This is a genomic window from Oscillibacter ruminantium GH1 (genome assembly GCF_000307265.1).
GTDB lineage: Bacteria > Bacillota > Clostridia > Oscillospirales > Oscillospiraceae > Oscillibacter > Oscillibacter ruminantium.
This window is the reverse complement of sequence record NZ_DF158896.1, coordinates 913666-930170: the sequence shown is the minus strand read 5'-3', so window position 1 is coordinate 930170 and position 16505 is coordinate 913666. Positions and strand designations below refer to the sequence as shown.

The window sequence follows — 16505 nt, the reverse complement described above, 5'->3', positions numbered from 1 at the left end:
GCCGCGTCTTCTATCTCACACGTCTGTCAGCAGTTTTTCTCCCGTCAGCGCCATCTGCTTGGCCGCAGGCTCCCATTCAAGGTAAATCCGCACAATGCGCTTTCCTTTGCACAGGATAAAGGTGCCCGTCGGTTCCCCGGCACGTTCCAGTTGATAGACTGCATCCGCTCCCCATGGCTGCGCATCCACACTGCGGTAAACGTAGCCCTCGTCGGGATCCATTTCGTTATTCCAATCAGAAAGATCCAGCCAGTCATTCAGTAAACTTTGGCGTAAAAAACCGGCCCGCACATCCAGAATTTCGTAGTTCAGTCTTTCCCAGTCGTCATATTCGGTTTGCTGCGCGTCCCGATATACCGCCAGCGGGCTTGTTTTAACGCGTATCTCATAAGACCAGTGCTTCTCGTCTGCGCCCCGCAGATCTTCCATGGTCAGCGGCAAATCATCGTGATAAATCGTCCACGTATTGCCGTGAGTGTTGACGTATTCCTCCGCATCCTTCGGCTGAAACAAATCCGCTCGCAGCATCAATGCCGTGGTACCCGCCGTCAAAGCAAGCGCCAGCACAATTCCGCCCCCCACTGACACCAGCCGATTCGTCCACGCGTTTACACCCCGCCGTTTCATCCACTTTCGCAGGCCCCATACCGCCGCGATCTCCAGCCCATAAATGCCGCTGTAAATCAGCCACGCACCGGCTGTCTCGTGTCCATACGCCAACGCGGAAGGAATGTATAGCAGCGCCATGACCGCCGCCGAAAAGGCCAGCAGCGCGACCTGCTTTCCCCGCTTAAAGCGATTCTTCCGTTCCACGCACGGCCCGCCCCGCTCCACTGAGCGTCTGCTTCTTCGATACCACAATCCATAGGAGATCAGGTTCCCTCCATAATACACCAGCAACATCAGTACCAGCAGCGATGTGCCCAACTGCATCCCATCGGACAGGTACTGCACAAGGTCATCCATGTTGACGGATAGTTGGATCAGCAAATTGAATCCAAACAGCGCCAGCAGCACCAGATTCCCCGGCAGGAAATTCTTCTTCATCGCCCGGTGGACCACCGCCAGCTTCGTCCTCTCATCCGTCTCAATAGGCGGTGCGTCCGCCCGGTCGGTGGAGAAAATCACCATTTGGTGCCAGCTGGTCACATAGTCCCACCCCGCCGCCGCGCAGTATTCCCGCAGAGTCTCCTCGTTTTCCGTAGGTATCGGGTTAAACTCCGAGGACTCAGAAAAATAGGTCACGGCATACCGTATCTTTCGCGGCTCCGCCCTGCGGTATCGCCAGAGGTTCCCCGCCTGTTCCAGCAGCCAGCCCTTCTCCGCCATCGCCGTCAGATGTTCCACGATGGCTGCGTCTTCGTAGAACTCAAACCACATCAACTCGCGCTTAATCTCTTTCATCGCGTCTCTCCTTCCACACGAAAGCGCCGATAGTCCCCCAGCAATGTCTCCAGCCGTTCCGCCTCCTCCGCCAGCGCCCGCTCCCCCGCCGCCGTAATGCGATAGCTGCGCCGCCGCCCCTCCACCGCCGTCTCTTCGATCATTCCGGCAGTCAAAAAGCTGTCCAGCAGATTATAAAGCGTCCCCGGCCCGATCACGACACGCCCCCGGGTCATTTGGTCCACCTGCGCCATCACGTCCGCACCGCATCGCTCCTGCCGCAGACATAACAAACTATAAAACATCTGCTCCGTCAGGGTCTGAAATTTCTTCCGTGCCATTGCCGCCTCTCCTTCCAGCAGATATCGAATATCGATATTTCATGCCCATAGCATAACATCGAATATCGATATTGTCAACCATATATTGCCTTTGCATGAAAGGATTGTTCTGCTGCAAACAAGATTGCTTAACAAATTAAGCAGCGGAGGATTTGACTCCTCCGCCGCTTGATTGATCAACGATATCCTTTACTCTTTCCGTTCTTCAAAATAGCTTTTAAACTTTTCCGCCGCGAACGCGCTTACCTCGGCGCAGTACCCGTCATAGTCCGTCAACAGCGCCTTCGCCTCTTTGGTCAGCGCGGCTCCTCCGCCGTTTTTTCCGCCGGTGGCGCTGTCCAGCAGCTTGCAGCCGAACACGGCCTCCGCCGTGCGCACGATGCGCCACGCCTTGGAGTATGCCATCTCCATGGACGCCGCAGCAGCGCGCAAAGAATGGTGCTCCTCCACCCTGTGGAGCAGCACGGCAATTCCCGGCCCAAAACAGCGCTCATCGTCGTCGGAGTACAACCGGATCGTCAGTTTTAACTGCAACTTCTTTTTCATGCCTGCATGATAGCACATTTTATATCTCTCGTCAAACAACGAATTTTTTGTCACCACAGCCGTAGTGCCTTTTCTCGCAACGTGCTAAATAAGCGCAGCCCCCCACCGCATCCGGGCAAAATTCGAGAGCCTTCCGCCCCTTGCAAACCGCATCTGAATGGGGTACAATCAGTGTCAGAAAATTTCACCAGCACTTTTTGAGAACGGCGTTGCATCGTTCGCGGATAACGCCGGCGTCATAAATTGTCTGTGATTCCCTTTCATAAATCCCTCGAATACACAAATAGGGAGGAACTTCCCATGGAAATGAAAAAAGTCCGCCTTGGCAGAACCGAACTGATGGTCACGAAAACCGCTTTCGGCGCTTTGCCCGTCCAGCGCATCGGCCATGCGGATGCAAAAGCGCTCCTGCGCCGGGCCTATGATTCCGGTATCAATTATTTTGATACCGCCAACGCCTATACGGACAGCGAAGAAAAAATTGGTGAGGCGCTCAGTGATGTGCGCCACAACATTGTGATCTCCACCAAAAGCGGCGGCGGGGATAAAAAAACCGTGCAATCCCACATTGAGGAGAGTCTCCGCCGCTTGAAAACGGATTACATTGACCTCTTCCAGTTTCATAATCCTGCCCAGCTGCCGGATATCAACGACCCAGACGGGCCGTTTGCCGCCGCGCTGGAGGCAAAGCAGAAGGGCTATGTCCGCCATATCGGCATCACAAACCACCGTTTAAAGGTAGCCCTTGCCGCTGTGGACTCCGGCAATTTTGAGACGATGCAGTTTCCCTTCTGCTATTTGTCCTCCGGCAAGGACGTGGATTTGGTCAATCGCTGCAAGGCGGCGGATATGGGTTTCATCGCCATGAAGGGTCTGTCCGGCGGAATGCTGAACAATGCCGCCGCCTGCTATGCGTTCATGCAGGGCTATGACAATGTGGTTCCCATCTGGGGCGTGCAGCACGAATGGGAACTGGACCAGTGGCTGGAGCTGACCGAGGAGAACCAGCAGCTGACCCCCGCGCTTCAGGCCGTGATCGACCATGACCGCAAGGAGCTGGCCCATAATTTCTGCCGCAGCTGTGGATACTGTCTCCCCTGCTCCGCCGGGATTGACATTCCTCAGGCCGCCCGAATGGCCATGCTTCTGCGCCGCTCCCCCTACCAGCCCTATATGACCGACGAGTGGTACGCAAAAATGCACAGGATCGAAGATTGCATCCACTGCGATGTCTGCAAGAGCCGCTGCCCCTATGAGTTGGATACGCCGGAGCTGCTCCAGGCCATGCTGAAGGACTACGACGCGTTTTATGCCCAGCATCATAACGATCAATAAGGAGAACCCGTATGCTTTTCAAAAACGACGAAGCCAGCTTGAAGCTGGAAATCATCAACTATGAATTTTCCGAGGATTCCGGCGCACCCAACAGCGACGACCGCAACTGGCTGGTCCTTCGCGCCACCTATTCCGACGAGGACGGACGTGTGATCAAAGACTCCAACAGCTGTCTTTTGACCTTTGAGCTGACCGAGCTGACCGCCGGGCTCAAGGTTTTGCGCTCCGGCATCCGCGACAGCTACGACAGCGATTTTTCCGAGCCGTATTTTCTCTTCTCCGCCCGGACGGAGGGCGAGGGCCGTTACGCCGTGGATGTCTCCTTCACCCTGCCCAACACAATGGAAGATCTTGAAAACGCGGATATCAGCTGCACGCTGACCGCTCCGGAACTGGACGCACTGATCGACGAGCTGGACGCACTGTGTAAAAAATTTCCCGACCGCAAATAATCCCCGCTTCTCCAAACCGAAAAACATCCGCCTCCGCCGAAGATATGTATCTTCGGGGAAGGCGGATACTCTTTGCTCAATTTTGATAGAACGTCAGTCTTGTAAAATTTCACAGAGCGCGGCAAAGTCTGCAAAGGTCAGCTGCTCACCCCGAACCGTCTCCGCCAGTCCCGCTGCCCGTATGGCGGCCAGCAGCTCCTCCTTGGATCTTCCCAGCGCGGAGGCCAGACTGTTCGCCAGCGTCTTGCGGCGCAAAGCAAACGCCCCCCGCATCAGCCGGAACAGCAATTCCTCATTCTCCACCTCCACCGGCGGCTTTTCCCGCCGGACGCACCGCACCACGGCGGAGGTCACCTTCGGCGCGGGATAAAACTTTTCCGGAGGCACCGGGAACAGATATTCCGGCTCCATATAATACTGCAAAAACAGGGAGAAAGAGCTCCCCCCACTGGTCCCCGGCGCGGCGCAGATCCGCTGCGCCACCTCCCGCTGAATCATAACGGTGAATTGCCGGATGGCTTTTGTCTCCACGAATTTCGTCAGCACCGGCGTGGTGATGTTGTAGGGCAGATTCGCGCAGGCCATCACCGGCCGATCTCCGAATTTTTCCTGAAGCAGACCGTCCAGATCCAGCTTCATCACATCGCCGGGCACAATTTCCGCGTTGGGAAACTCCGCCAACGTCTCCGCCAGCACCGGCATCAGGGACTTGTCCAGCTCCACAGAGATCACTTTTCCGGCTCTGCTTGCCAGTTCCACCGTCAGCGGCCCCACACCCGGGCCAATCTCCAACACGCCCCACTTCGGCGAAGCGCCGGAAGCGTCCGCGATCTCCTGCGGCACAGCAGGGTCGATCAGGAAATTCTGACCCATGGATTTCGAGAAGCGGAAACCATGCCGTCCCAGCAGGTTCCGCAGATCATTCAGATCGCAAAGATTCATGAGATTCTCCGCCTTTCCGCGCTCGTGCGCCTGTTCACAGAAAGTATCGCCGCAAACCGGCGGGTTTAAAACCGGCCGCAGACAAATACAGGCTGGCGATTTCCGCCAGCCTGTATTATAGCAATTCACAAAAATATCGCAAACAGTTCAACACTCAAACTGCCTCAGCACTGCGTCGTCCTTGTCTTGTGCCGCAGCCGTTTGTCTCGTCTCTTTTATATGTGCTATTTCTGTGGATTGCTATCATTTCTTCGTTACTGGACCTTGCGGGGCAGAACCTGCATCTGTCCGTTGATGCCCGCGCCGTTTTCAATAGTTATACTGGCGGCTTCCAGATCGCCCTCAATATAGGCGCTGCCGTTAACCGTCACATGGCCGCTGACCTGCACGTTGCCCTGCACGCTTCCGGCGCAGTTCAGATCTTTTCCGGTGATGTTGCCGATCACCTTGGAGCTGCCGTCAATCCGCACACTCTCGTCGGCGTGAACGTCGCCCTGCACTTCGCAGGCCACCAGCTCCACCACATTCGCACTCAAATCGCCCGCCAGTTTCGTCCGAATCGTCACCGTGCCGCTGGCGTGGATATCGCCCTGAAAATCACAATCCATGTCCACATCGCCCTGTGCGGTCATATTTCCCACGAACGTGGTGCCCGGCGCCAAAATCGTCTTTTGCACAGGCACCGTTCTGGTATAAGAGGTCTGCGGCGAGTAGGGAACTGCGGCGGCAAAGGGGTCGGGGACCTTCTCTTTCGGCATTTCGGGCGGAGCGATCGGCTCCGGCGGGATGATGGGTTCGGGCGCGGGGACTGGAGCTGCAGGGATATCCGCGGGCACGAAGGGTTCTTCCGGAGCAAACGGCTCCGACGGGGGGGACATAACCGGCTCTGCGGCAGGTGATTCCGTTCTGCTGTCTCCGCCCACGCCAAACATCTCATTCATGGCCTTGCTGAAATTTTCCTTTTTCATCTGTTCTCCATATCCTTTCTCTACTCTGGCCTACCCTGACAGCGGATATCGCTTCGCCGTCCGGCGGTGATTCGCTTGATTTGTGTCTTCCAGCTCAGTCCGGCTGATAGTCGGTATAGTTGAACAGCATGGGCCGCACCTCGCGGCTGAGAGGGGCAAAGTTATAGCCCTGTTCCCGCAGCCCGTCGATCACCCCGCCGAGGGCTTCTACCGTACTGTCCTTGCTGGGTGCGTCGTGGAACAGTACGATTCCCCGCGAGAATGCCGAAGAATTGTTCAGAATATTATCCGTGATCCTCTTGGGCGATATGTAGTTGGAGGACGCATCTCCGCTGGACAGGTTCCAATCGTAAAACACGAATCCCCGCCGCAGCATTTCGGCCACGATCTCCCGGTATACCGGATAGTTATAGCTGTTCACGCTTCCTCCGGGGAATCGGAAGATGGTCGGTGCCTGTCCGGTAGCTTCCTTGATATTGGTGAACAATTGATAGTAGTCGTCCAAAAACGACTCCACCGATTCATAGATTTCATGGTAATTGTGGGTGTAGCTGTGCATCCCCAAGGTATTGCCGTCCGCCGCAATATCACGCATCCATTGGCGCTGTCTCTCCGTGTCGCCCCCCACAACAAAAAAGGTGGCCTTCACGTCCTTGCTGCGCAGGATGGACAGAAGCAGCGGCGTGTTGGATGAGGGGCCGTCGTCAAAGGTGAGGTACATTGTCTTGTCGTCCTGCACCGGCGCGCCCATGGGCGCGTCCACGTAAAAATCCGGATAGAGCGTCTGATAGTCCAGCGGCTCGGTCTGTACCACCTGCCCGGCAACCGACCCGCCCCAGATCGCCTCTTCCGCCTGTTTGTCGGCGGCCAACTGGTCATATCGGGTCTGTAAGTCCTCCAGCGCGGTATTGAGCTGTGCCTGCTCTCCCTCCATCGTACTGACGGCTGCCTCTCCGTGCCGCCAAATGGCGACCGCCAGTACCGTGGGTACCGCAATGGCGATGGCAACCGCCACCAAAATCATGTTTTTAAAAAATTTAACGCTCCCGAAATACGGCTCCTGTGCTTTTTCTGCAAAGCGTTGGCTTTCGTTGCCCTGTTCTTCAACATCCTGCCATTCCGCTCCGTCCTGAGCGGGATCGCCTTCCCCGCCATTGTCCGTTTTCGTAGGCTCTCCCGGTTTTGCAGAGGTCTGCGCCTCGGCAAACTTCTCCGCCTCTCCAGCTTGGCTGCCTTCTGAGACGCTCTCTGTTTCCTCGGCTTCGCTGTCCTTTGAATCGTTCTCCGCTTCTCCAACTTCATTGCCTTCTGAGGCGCTCTCTGTTTCTTCGCCTTCGCTGTCCTTTGAAGCGTCCTCCACCTCTCCGGCTTCACTATCTTCTGTGAAACTCTCCGCTGTCTTCTCCGCATCCACAGCATCTTTTGATTTGAAATTTTCGCCGTCGGTAATTCTCTCCTCCGACTGCTTCATGCCTCCGGGAAAATCCACCGTCTTCCCGGGTAGAAGTTCCTCTGTCAAATCGTCCTCAATCAACGCACCCTGTGCCAGCCGTTTCATTAGGGTCCTCCCCTCCCGCGCCGCAGCGGCCCTTTCAAATAAGCCTCACTGCTTTGGGATAACACACATACCACAATTTTCCCGCCTTGGAGTAAACCGCAACCTGCGAAAAAACGGTTAAAATCGGCGTGCAAATTTTTTCTTGCGGTTATTGTACCATGACTTTTTTAATTTTGGAAGTCTTTGCCGAAAAAAATGACAATTTCTGCTTTCTTTTCTCTTGTTTTTTTAGTCCTCTGTCTGTTCAAAAAAACGTCTGTCCCGCCGAAAATTCGGCGGGACAGACGTTTTTAATCTTCCAAAATTTCTTCAGTTCAACACGTACACCGTGGCGCCCCGGCGACCAAATTCGATACACTGCTGATACGTGTCATAGTACAAATCCACGATATTGCCCCTGACGCCGGTATCCTCGGCAACAGCCATGCCATAAGTCACCTTGCCGTCGGAAGAAACGATATAAAGCTTCGTCCCCAGAGGGATTACCCGCTTGTCAACGGCCACAACACCCACACGCACGGTAGTTCCGGTGGCGGTGTAGCTGTCTGCGCCGCCGTGTCCCTTGGTATAGGCGGTGGCGGTCATGGACTTGACTGTGCTGAAGCTTCGCGTGGCTCCGGACGCGAAGGTCAGCGTACCGCTGCCGTCTGCGTTCTTCGTCACGTCTACCACCCGGTCCCCACTGTCCACGGGGATGTCGGCGGCCACAGCGGTTCCCACACGGATGATCTCGTCCACAGCGGTGGAGTCCTCCTCGGACACCAGCTGGCGGGAAACCCGCTCACCGCCGGAATAAGTCACCTCATATACTGCGGAACGAACGCCGTCCGCACCGGTCTGAACCACCTTCTGCGTACCAGCCTCCATGGTTGGATCGTCCTCGTATACCGTCTGGAAGGAATCGCTTTCCGTCACCCGCTCATAATAAGTCAGGTCGGAAGCCACACTCAGCGTCAGCCCCGTGTCGTTCAGGTCCACAGCCACCATGTCCAGCGGACCGGGAACCGTGTGGACGCGATCCAGCAGCTGAGAGACAGTCTCCTGCCGGGATGTGGTGGAAATGGACGCGCCGTTGTACAGCACCGTCACGGGCCGTCCGGCAGCCAGCGTCAATTCAAAGCCGCTGGCGTTGGTGCCGATATACACCATCTTGGAAGAAAAGTCCGCCACGTCGGCGCCCTGCTCCAAAACGATGGTTGCATCGTCCTCGTCGGTGAGGATATAGAGCGCGGCTGCCCGGTCCGTGGTGAACCAACAGGCGGTCAGAACCAGCACCGTCACACTGACGAATGGGATCAGCCGCCGCGCCGCGCTCTTCGCGCGGGACAGTAGTTGCAGTTTCAAAACAATACCTCCTGAGAATCGTTTCCATCCCATATTTTTCCCGATTTGGAAGACGATTATACGCATTCAAAATCTCGGAGAAATCTTTTGTAACTTATTGTTACCGAATGAAAAACTGGGCTTAGTATACCCCCATTTCCCACTCTTGTCAAGTTTCCGCCGTGTTAAGGAGGGACACCTCCCCACTTTCGCCCAAAAGTTCCCTAAAGCGATTGGATAAGATTGGATATTATCAGGTTAACAGTAACAAAAAAATAACAAAAAAGATAAAGAGAAACAGGCGAGACATCTTTTTGTAATGTCTCGCCTGTTTCTCTTGCACCGCAAGGGTTTTATGCAAATTGCCCATCACTTGAGCCAGAAAGCAAATTGGTTGCGCTTTTCGGCCCGGCGGTAACGCTCGCCACAGATTGGTTGTTTCTCCTCTGCCGTTGGCGAGGGCAGCGAACGATTAGCGTTCCTCCGGTGTAAAGCCCAGATCCTCCAGCTCACCGAGAGCGGTCTTTACACAATTCTCACAGCCGTCGATCTCCACGGTTTTCTTCTCCAGCGATACCTCAAATTTCAGGTCCGCCTTGGTCAGGGCTTCCGTGATGCGCCGGACGCAGTTCTCGCACATCATATCAGGTACAGAAATTGTCTTCATTTTTCATTCTCCTTTTCATTTATTGTTCACGGCAGCTTAAAATCGCCGTTCACTTCATCAGCTTTTGAAGGATATTCAGCAGATCGTCCACCACCTCGGTGCGCCCCGCCTGAATATCCTGCACCACGCAGGTTTTGACATGGCTGCCCAGCAATTCTCTGGAAAAGGCGTTCAGCGCCGCCTGCACTGCCGATACCTGCGTCAGGATGTCGGTGCAGTAGGCCTCCTTTTCCACCATGCCCCGGATGCCCCGCACCTGCCCTTCAATGCGGCTGAGACGGCGCAGCAGCGCGTCGGCCTCCGCCGGTTCCCGGTGCTTGTGCCGCGTACAGCAAGCGCAGATCTCGCCCGTCTCCGGACATTTTTCCTCGTTCATACTCTGCCTCCTTACAGCTTTTTGCGGCCCAGCCGCAGCGCGTTCCCCACCACGCAGATGGAGCTGAGAGACATTGCCGCCCCCGCAAACATGGGCGACAGCAATAATCCGTGGCTCAAATACAGTGCGCCCGCAGCCAGCGGAATTCCCACGGTGTTGTAGCAAAATGCCCAGAACAGGTTTTGCTTGATGTTGCGGATGGTCAACCGGCTGAGCCGGATTGCCCGGGCCACGTCGGCCAAGTCTCCCCGCATCAAAATCACCTGTGCGGACTCGATGGCAATATCGCTGCCGTTTCCAATGGCACAGCCGATATCTGCCTGCGCCAAGGCGGGAGCGTCGTTGATCCCGTCGCCCACCATCATGACCGTGCGGCCCTCATCCTGAATCTTTCGCACCACATCCGCCTTTTCCTCCGGCAGTACCTCTGCCACCACTTCATCCACTCCCACCTGCGCGGCAATGGCCTGCGCGGCGGCTTGGTTGTCTCCGGTGAGCAAAACGGTGCGGATTCCCTGCGCTTTCAGCGCGGCGATAGCGTCCTTGCTGGTGGGCTTCACCCGGTCCGCCACAGAGATCAGCCCCAGCAGCTTCCCGTCTCTTGTGAAGTACATGGGTGTCTGCCCCTGCCCCGCCAGACGTTCCGCATCCCGTTCCAGTGCCGACAGGTCCACGCCGGACTCCCCCATCAGCCGCCGGTTTCCAGCCAGCACATCCGCACCATTCAGCACGGCCCGCAGGCCCCGGCCGGATAGATTTTCAAATTTCTCCGGCGGGTTGGGCAGCGTCAGCTCCCGCTTCCCGGCTTCCTCCACAATGGCGGCAGCCAGGGGGTGCTGGGACACGGACTCCACCCCCGCCGCCAGCGTCAGCAGTTCTTCTTCTGAAACACCCAGCGGCAGCACTTCCATCACCGCAGGTTTTCCTTCCGTCACGGTCCCGGTCTTGTCCAGCACCACCGCAGAGGTTTTGTGGGTGACTTCCAGCGCCTCGCCGCTGCGGATCAAAATTCCGTTGGATGCGCCAAGGCCCGTCCCCACCATAATGGCGGTAGGGGTAGCCAATCCCAGTGCGCAAGGGCAGGCAATCACCAGTATAGAGGTGAAAATTCGCAGAGCAAAGGGAAAGTCCTGTCCTGCCAGCAGCCACACGGCGGCGGCAATAGCGGCGATCACCATGACAGTGGGGACGAACACCCCCGCCACCTTGTCGGCAATGCGGGAGATGGGCGCCTTTTTCCCTTGAGCGTTCTCCACAAACCGGATGATTTTGGACAGTGTGGAGTCCTCACCCACCCGGGTAACAGAAACGTACAGCACGCCGTCGCCATTGATGCTCCCGCCGATAACGGCACTGCCCGCCGCTTTTTCCACCGGCAGGCTCTCGCCGGTAAGCATCGACTCATTGACGCTGCTCTCACCCTTGCTCACCGTGCCGTCGGCCGCGATTTTCTCGCCGGGCTTGATTAAAATCAAATCACCCGCCTTCAGGGATGCGGTGGGAATTTTTTCTCCTGTTTCCGCTAAAACCGCCACGTCGGGCCGCAGGTCCATCAGCTTTGTGATCGCTCCCTTGGTCTTCTGCACGTTTCGGCTCTCCAAAAATTTTCCCACCATGATGAGGGTCAGCACCACCGCCGCCGACTCATAATATAGATGATGCACATGGTGGGGTACGTCCGAAATCAAATAGGTCATCGCCAGTGAGTATAGGAACGAGCACCCGCTGCCAATGGCCACCAGCGAATCCATATTGGGATTCCGGTGCCACAGGGCCTTCAGTCCGCCCACCAGATAACTGCGCCCAAACCACAGAACCGGAATGGTCAGGATGAGCTGCGTCATGGCAAAGTTCACCGGATGGGTATCCATGGACAGGATATTCGGCAGCGGCAGCGGCGTGGGCAGCATCTGCCCCATGGATACATACAGCAAAACAGCCGTAACCACTGCCGCGCTGATCAGATTTCGCTTTGTCTGCCGTAGGGCAAGCTCTGCCTCGTCTGTCTCCTCCTTGACCGGGGCGGCTTTCTCCTCGGTTCTGGACTTGCAGCCAAAGCCTGCTTTTTCCACCTTTTTGACAATATCCGCCGGACTGGTCTGCCCCTCGTCGTATTCAATGGACAGAATCCCCGTGGTGAGGTTCACTTCACTTCGGTTGACGCCCGGCAGTTTCCGGGTCACCCGTTCCACGGACGCACTGCACGCCGCGCAGTGCATTCCGCTGATTTCATAGGTCTCTTCGCGCATAATTGGCTCCTTTCCAGCCGGCAAAATACCCCCATCGGGTATTTCTTTTATGCCTTTATAATATACCCCCACCGGGTATCTGTCAAGCGTCTTTTTAACATCTCCTATCTTTCCCGAAAAGTCAATGACTCACCCGTTCAAACTCAAAATCGCGAAATTTGCCGTTGACATGAAAAGGCACCGGCGCGGACTCATGGTCCGCGCCGGTGCTCTGCATCGGTTAATAAATTTTTTCAAGAAAAATGGATTTGCAGCCGGTTCTTTCCGACGCATACACTATCGGAAAAAACGGATTTTGTTTTCTCGCCGCTTCGACAGCAAACTCCGCAAAATTTTTCAATGTGCTTCGCGGTTATTCGGCGGAGTTGGGTGTCACGGAACCTATTTTACCGTTCCTTTAACCGCACCAAGTCTTCAATGAGTTCCACGGCACCATCCTGCCCGAACACACTGCTGTCCAGACAAAAATCATAGCTGTCCACTGCGCCCCACTTTTTTGCGGAGTAATATTCATAGTATGCGGCGCGGCGTTTGTCGGTCCGCAGAACCATCTGGCGGGCCTTGTCGGTATCCAGATTCTGCCGCCGGGCCACGGCGGCAATCCGTCGCTCCAGCGGTGCGTGGATAAACAGGCTGAGCGTATTGTCCCACCCCTCCAGCGCATAGTCCGCGCAGCGGCCGATAATCACGCAAGGGCCTTCCTCCGCCACATGCCTCACTGCGTCGAAGGTTGCCAGATACACCTGCTGTTCCAGCGAGTCGTTGGTTACCGCGCCGGGCAGAGCAAACATGTACGAGTCCATGGCTATGGAATACAGCAGACTCTTGGGCCGCTCGTCAAAATTCTCGAATAACTTTTCACACAGGCCGCTTTTCTCCGCCGCTTTTTTCAGCAGTTCCTTGTCGTAAAAGGGAATCTCCAGTTTCTTCGCCAAACGAGCGCCAATGTTTCGCCCTCCGCTGCCAAATTGGCGGCCAATGGTGATAATGGTTCTCATGGAAAGACCTCCCTTCTGTGTAATTGAATTATACTGCGAAGAGGGTCTTCCGTCAACGAAAAGACGCGCGGCATTTAGGGCTTTCCCGCAAAAAGGCAACTGTTTTGAAGTCCTCGCTGGAAATCAGGCCGCGGCAAATTCTCCCCCTTCATGGATTTCACCGCAGTGTATGTGTTGGGCTGCTTTGAAACCGTTCATCCGCGGGTTTGCCGCTCATGCCATCCCCCTAGATACACTGAAACAGCACCTTTTCTCTGTTTGCTAAACTCCCCGCGAAACAATTTTACCTTTATCGCATAGAACGAGTAAGTTCCCTTGTTCCTTTTGTTTATACCATTCTAACTTAACGGAGTTTCTCTGCGAAAACGACAGATAAATCATGGGCGGTGTCTGATTTCAGAACCGCCTTTGGCCTTCGCTGCCCGCTGCGGTATGAAGTTTAACTATCATTCGCCTGTACATCCCGCATATCCCGAAAAATCCCGTCAAGCAAGGCGCGCCTCTCCCCACACGCAGGGAGAGGCGCGTTTTTTTCGGTTTGGGGGCAGCGGATCGGGCGGTCCGGCGGCGCAGCCGTCCGCGCAAGCCCTCAGCCGGGAGCAATCCGGCATACCACCGAATCGGCATAGCCCGTCAGCACCCGGCAGTAGCCGCTTAAGGCCGCGTCCAGCGCAGCATCCCCGGTATCCGCCAGCAGCGGCTGGCCCCGCAGCCGGAACAGCTTCTCCCTCGTGGCGGCAATGATGAGATTCTCCCGGCCAACAGCCCGGAGCACTGCCGGGGTCAGCTGCTGATTGCCCCGCCCGAACAAAAAGCCCTGCCCGCCGGTGACGGTAAGCACCAGCTTCGCGGGGTGGCCCCGAATCAGGTCCAAAATCTGCTGCCCATACAGATCGCTTCCTACCAACTGCCCATTCTTTACCAAATCGACCCCAATCAGCGTGTTAGGCAGGCCCAGCTGCTCCATCACCGCCCGGGTGGTTGTCCCCGCTCCGACAAGGTAGAAGACCCCCGGCTCCATGTCGTCCGCGATGCGGCAGCCGATGGCCGCCATGGATGCGGCCTCATCCGGCGGCGAAGCACACTTGCGGTTTTGCGTGTATTGCTTTTGCAGGGGAATGGGCAGATACCCGTACAGCCGGGGTGCGATTTGCTCCTGACGGTAGAGCTCCTCGTCGATGTCCAGAACCTCCTCTTCCTTCGTCCGCGTCACCTTTCCCGTCAGCCACAGCGCCGCCAATTCCCCCGCCGCCCGGGGGCTGCGGGCATACACCGGGGAATGGATTTTCACCCCGGCGGGAATTCCCAGAAACACGCCGGACGGTCCGGCAGTCCGGCAGACATCCCGGGCCGTGCCGTCGCCCCCGGCAAAAAGGGTCAGGTCCGCTCCCTGCGCCTGTATCCACGCGCCGAGAGCGGCGGTGGTTTCCCCGTCGGTGGCGGCGCAGCCGATCTCTTCGGCGCAGACGCAGGTAAAGCCCAGTGAACGGGCCGCGTTCTCCCCCAGTGGGCCGCGGCCCGTGTAGACCGTGATCTGCTCTCGCAGAGGAAGCAGCCGCGCCAGCGCGTCAGCGGCCCGCCGCTCCGCCTGCGGCACAGCTCCCCGGCGCAGGGCCTCCGCCGCCACATGGTCGGTGCCCTTGAGTCCCACGCTGCCGCCCAGCCCCGCCACGGGGTTGACGATTAGTCCCAGTTTTCCACGTTCCATGAAGGTCCCTCCCATGTGAGACGGGGCGGCGCGCAGAGTCTGCCGCCGCCCCGTCCGATTTCATTTGTCTGCGGCGCAGCCGCTCACTGATACTTGCGCAGATAGACCTTCCAGCTGGTGGCCCATTTCGCCGGGTCGTCCATCACGGATTCGTCCACCTGATGGGTGGTGCTGGCGTGGGGCGCGGACTTCACGTACTCCGGCTTTTCATAGCACTCCCGGAACACATATTTCAGCGTCTCCACATACTCGTCAATGTCCTCCTTGGACGGCGTCTCCGTGGGCTCCAGCGTGATGGGCTCGGGGAGATAGAAGGGGTGGTGGCTGGTCCAGTAGTGCATCCCGAAGTCCATCATGCGGCGCTGAATGTCGGTGGTGGACACGCCGGTATCCTCGAAAATTTTTTCCATAGTATAGCGGCACTGCTCCACCCGCTGATTCTTCCCGTCCATGTAATAGGCGCTGACACCGGGAATCTCCAGCATTTTTTTGAACATATAGTTGTTGTTCAGCACCGCAGTCTTGGTGACCTGATAGAGTCCGTTGGGGCCCATGGAGCGAATCCAGCAGTAGGTTTTGAATACCACCGGAGCCACGCCGTAGTAGGACCGAACCTTACGGACGCCGAATTCCTTGTTTTCAAAGGCGTAGTTATAGAAATACTCCTCCCCGTCAAAGTCGATGAGAGGCGCGGGCAGGAACTCCTCCAGCCCTTCCCGGACGCCGGTGGCGCCGCAGGCGGGGCCGCCGCAGCCGTGGGGCGTGGAAAAAGTCTTGTGCAGGTTGAAGTGGCACATGTCAAAGCCCGCTTCCTTTGCCCGGGCCACGCCCAGCACCGCGTTTCCGTTGGCCTGATCGTAGCAGCACAAGGCACCCATCTTGTGCGCATACTCCGTGAACTGGGCGATGTGCCCGTTGTACAGACCGGTATCCTCGGGGTTGGCCTGAATAAAGCCCGCCGTCCGCTCCGTACACACGGCCTTGAACGCCTCCAGATCGGGGACGCCGGTCTCCGGGTCCGGCTGGAGGTAGATGATTTTATAGCCCTTCAGCGCCGGGGCCGCCGCGTCGGAGGGGTGAGAGTAAATCGTGGAGATGAACTTGTCCCGCGTCTCACCCCGGCTGTCCATATAGGCCCGAACCACGGAGGCCATGGTGAACAGGCCCTGAGAGCCGCCGCCGGGCTGGAAGGTGAAGCGGCTCATGCCGGAAATCTCCTGCATGTATCGGTCCGTCTCGTGGAAGATTTTCAGGATACCCTGCACGGTGGAGGGGTCCTGCAAGGGATGCAGGTCGAACAGGCTGCGCGATAGCTGCTCGTTGACTTTGGGGCTGTATTTCATGGTGCAGGTTCCCTGCCCGATCTCGATGTTCACGTCCGCGCCCAGCGTCTCCTGCGAAAGGCGCAGATAGTGGCGCAGAACCCGGCTCTGAGACAGCTCGGGCAGATTGACCGTCTGCTTGCGGCGCAGACCTTCCGGCAGGGCAGACACGCCGTCACCCACGGTTTTGCGTACCTTTTCTTCCGCGTGAGGAGGCAGGATGCCCCGCTCGCCGGGCTTGCTCAGCTCATAGATAATGGGTTCGTCCCACTTGGCCTCGTGGAAACCGGTGCGGACCTTCTGTGTTCTGTCGATACGTTTCATGATACGCTCCCCT

15 protein-coding genes are annotated in these 16505 nt (G+C 57.0%); 2 read left to right on the top strand and 13 right to left on the bottom strand.

All coding sequences use genetic code 11. The features are described 5' to 3' along the window. Positions 1-15 precede the first annotated feature (15 nt). The 3 genes from ON16_RS04400 to ON16_RS04390 all read right to left on the bottom strand — a co-directional run bounded on the left by ON16_RS04400 (position 16) and on the right by ON16_RS04390 (position 2288). On the bottom strand, positions 16-1404 hold the full coding sequence (locus tag ON16_RS04400) for a DUF2812 domain-containing protein (protein WP_040659710.1): 1389 nt from the start codon (positions 1402-1404) through the stop codon (positions 16-18). Next, the gene (locus ON16_RS04395) at positions 1401-1724 is read right to left on the bottom strand and encodes a PadR family transcriptional regulator (RefSeq protein WP_040659708.1); all 324 of its coding nucleotides are present in this window, start codon (positions 1722-1724) and stop codon (positions 1401-1403) included. Before ON16_RS04395 ends, ON16_RS04400 begins: the two co-directional genes overlap by 4 nt. Positions 1725-1913: 189 nt before the next feature. Continuing rightward, positions 1914-2288, bottom strand: coding sequence for a winged helix-turn-helix domain-containing protein (locus tag ON16_RS04390; protein WP_051131516.1), 375 nt, complete (start codon positions 2286-2288; stop codon positions 1914-1916). 288 nt (positions 2289-2576) lie between these two features. Between ON16_RS04390 and ON16_RS04385 the strand changes: the two genes are divergently transcribed. Next, positions 2577-3605: an aldo/keto reductase gene (locus tag ON16_RS04385; RefSeq protein ID WP_040659896.1), complete on the top strand. Its 1029-nt coding sequence runs from the start codon at positions 2577-2579 to the stop codon at positions 3603-3605. 11 nt (positions 3606-3616) lie between these two features. After that, on the top strand, positions 3617-4057 hold the full coding sequence (locus ON16_RS04380; RefSeq protein ID WP_040659705.1) for a WapI family immunity protein: 441 nt from the start codon (positions 3617-3619) through the stop codon (positions 4055-4057). A gap of 93 nt (positions 4058-4150) precedes the next feature. On the opposite strand, the gene rsmA is transcribed toward ON16_RS04380, so the two are convergent. The 10 genes from rsmA to gcvPB all read right to left on the bottom strand — a co-directional run bounded on the left by rsmA (position 4151) and on the right by gcvPB (position 16492). Continuing rightward, positions 4151-4999: a 16S rRNA (adenine(1518)-N(6)/adenine(1519)-N(6))-dimethyltransferase RsmA gene (gene rsmA / locus ON16_RS04375; RefSeq protein WP_040659703.1), complete on the bottom strand. Its 849-nt coding sequence runs from the start codon at positions 4997-4999 to the stop codon at positions 4151-4153. A gap of 254 nt (positions 5000-5253) precedes the next feature. Beyond that, complete coding sequence (locus ON16_RS04370; protein ID WP_040659701.1) at positions 5254-5967, bottom strand: bactofilin family protein; 714 nt, start codon at positions 5965-5967, stop codon at positions 5254-5256. 94 nt (positions 5968-6061) lie between these two features. Continuing rightward, positions 6062-7525 carry a polysaccharide deacetylase family protein gene (locus ON16_RS14895; protein WP_051131515.1) on the bottom strand — a complete coding sequence of 488 codons (1464 nt, stop codon included), beginning with the start codon at positions 7523-7525 and terminating at the stop codon, positions 6062-6064. A gap of 309 nt (positions 7526-7834) precedes the next feature. Beyond that, positions 7835-8869 (bottom strand): G5 and 3D domain-containing protein, encoded by a 1035-nt coding sequence (locus tag ON16_RS04360; RefSeq protein ID WP_040659699.1) that lies wholly within the window; start codon positions 8867-8869, stop codon positions 7835-7837. A gap of 451 nt (positions 8870-9320) precedes the next feature. Beyond that, complete coding sequence (locus ON16_RS04355; RefSeq protein WP_040659697.1) at positions 9321-9515, bottom strand: heavy-metal-associated domain-containing protein; 195 nt, start codon at positions 9513-9515, stop codon at positions 9321-9323. Between the two features lie 49 nt (positions 9516-9564). Next, positions 9565-9891 (bottom strand): metal-sensing transcriptional repressor, encoded by a 327-nt coding sequence (locus ON16_RS04350; RefSeq protein ID WP_040659694.1) that lies wholly within the window; start codon positions 9889-9891, stop codon positions 9565-9567. Positions 9892-9902: 11 nt separating this feature from the next. Then, on the bottom strand, positions 9903-12140 hold the full coding sequence (locus ON16_RS04345; protein WP_040659692.1) for a heavy metal translocating P-type ATPase: 2238 nt from the start codon (positions 12138-12140) through the stop codon (positions 9903-9905). A 386-nt stretch (positions 12141-12526) separates the two neighbouring features. Continuing rightward, complete coding sequence (locus ON16_RS04340) at positions 12527-13138, bottom strand: cytidylate kinase-like family protein (protein ID WP_040659690.1); 612 nt, start codon at positions 13136-13138, stop codon at positions 12527-12529. A gap of 589 nt (positions 13139-13727) precedes the next feature. Beyond that, positions 13728-14846, bottom strand: coding sequence for an ATP-NAD kinase family protein (locus ON16_RS04335; RefSeq protein WP_040659688.1), 1119 nt, complete (start codon positions 14844-14846; stop codon positions 13728-13730). Positions 14847-14929: 83 nt separating this feature from the next. Further along, positions 14930-16492, bottom strand: a complete 1563-nt coding sequence (gene gcvPB, locus ON16_RS04330) for an aminomethyl-transferring glycine dehydrogenase subunit GcvPB (protein ID WP_040659686.1) — start codon at positions 16490-16492, stop codon at positions 14930-14932. Positions 16493-16505: the final 13 nt, after the last annotated feature.

Coding starts and splice junctions, on each gene's coding strand:
- ON16_RS04335 (WP_040659688.1), bottom strand. CDS start 14,846: ATGGAACGTGGAAAACTGGGACTAATCGTCAACCCCGTGGCGGGGCTG.
- ON16_RS04370 (WP_040659701.1), bottom strand. CDS start 5,967: ATGAAAAAGGAAAATTTCAGCAAGGCCATGAATGAGATGTTTGGCGTG.
- ON16_RS04400 (WP_040659710.1), bottom strand. CDS start 1,404: ATGAAAGAGATTAAGCGCGAGTTGATGTGGTTTGAGTTCTACGAAGAC.
- ON16_RS04395 (WP_040659708.1), bottom strand. CDS start 1,724: ATGGCACGGAAGAAATTTCAGACCCTGACGGAGCAGATGTTTTATAGT.
- ON16_RS04345 (WP_040659692.1), bottom strand. CDS start 12,140: ATGCGCGAAGAGACCTATGAAATCAGCGGAATGCACTGCGCGGCGTGC.
- gcvPB (WP_040659686.1), bottom strand. CDS start 16,492: ATGAAACGTATCGACAGAACACAGAAGGTCCGCACCGGTTTCCACGAG.
- ON16_RS14895 (WP_051131515.1), bottom strand. CDS start 7,525: ATGAAACGGCTGGCACAGGGTGCGTTGATTGAGGACGATTTGACAGAG.
- ON16_RS04350 (WP_040659694.1), bottom strand. CDS start 9,891: ATGAACGAGGAAAAATGTCCGGAGACGGGCGAGATCTGCGCTTGCTGT.
- ON16_RS04390 (WP_051131516.1), bottom strand. CDS start 2,288: ATGTGCTATCATGCAGGCATGAAAAAGAAGTTGCAGTTAAAACTGACG.
- ON16_RS04340 (WP_040659690.1), bottom strand. CDS start 13,138: ATGAGAACCATTATCACCATTGGCCGCCAATTTGGCAGCGGAGGGCGA.
- rsmA (WP_040659703.1), bottom strand. CDS start 4,999: ATGAATCTTTGCGATCTGAATGATCTGCGGAACCTGCTGGGACGGCAT.
- ON16_RS04355 (WP_040659697.1), bottom strand. CDS start 9,515: ATGAAGACAATTTCTGTACCTGATATGATGTGCGAGAACTGCGTCCGG.
- ON16_RS04385 (WP_040659896.1), top strand. CDS start 2,577: ATGAAAAAAGTCCGCCTTGGCAGAACCGAACTGATGGTCACGAAAACC.
- ON16_RS04380 (WP_040659705.1), top strand. CDS start 3,617: ATGCTTTTCAAAAACGACGAAGCCAGCTTGAAGCTGGAAATCATCAAC.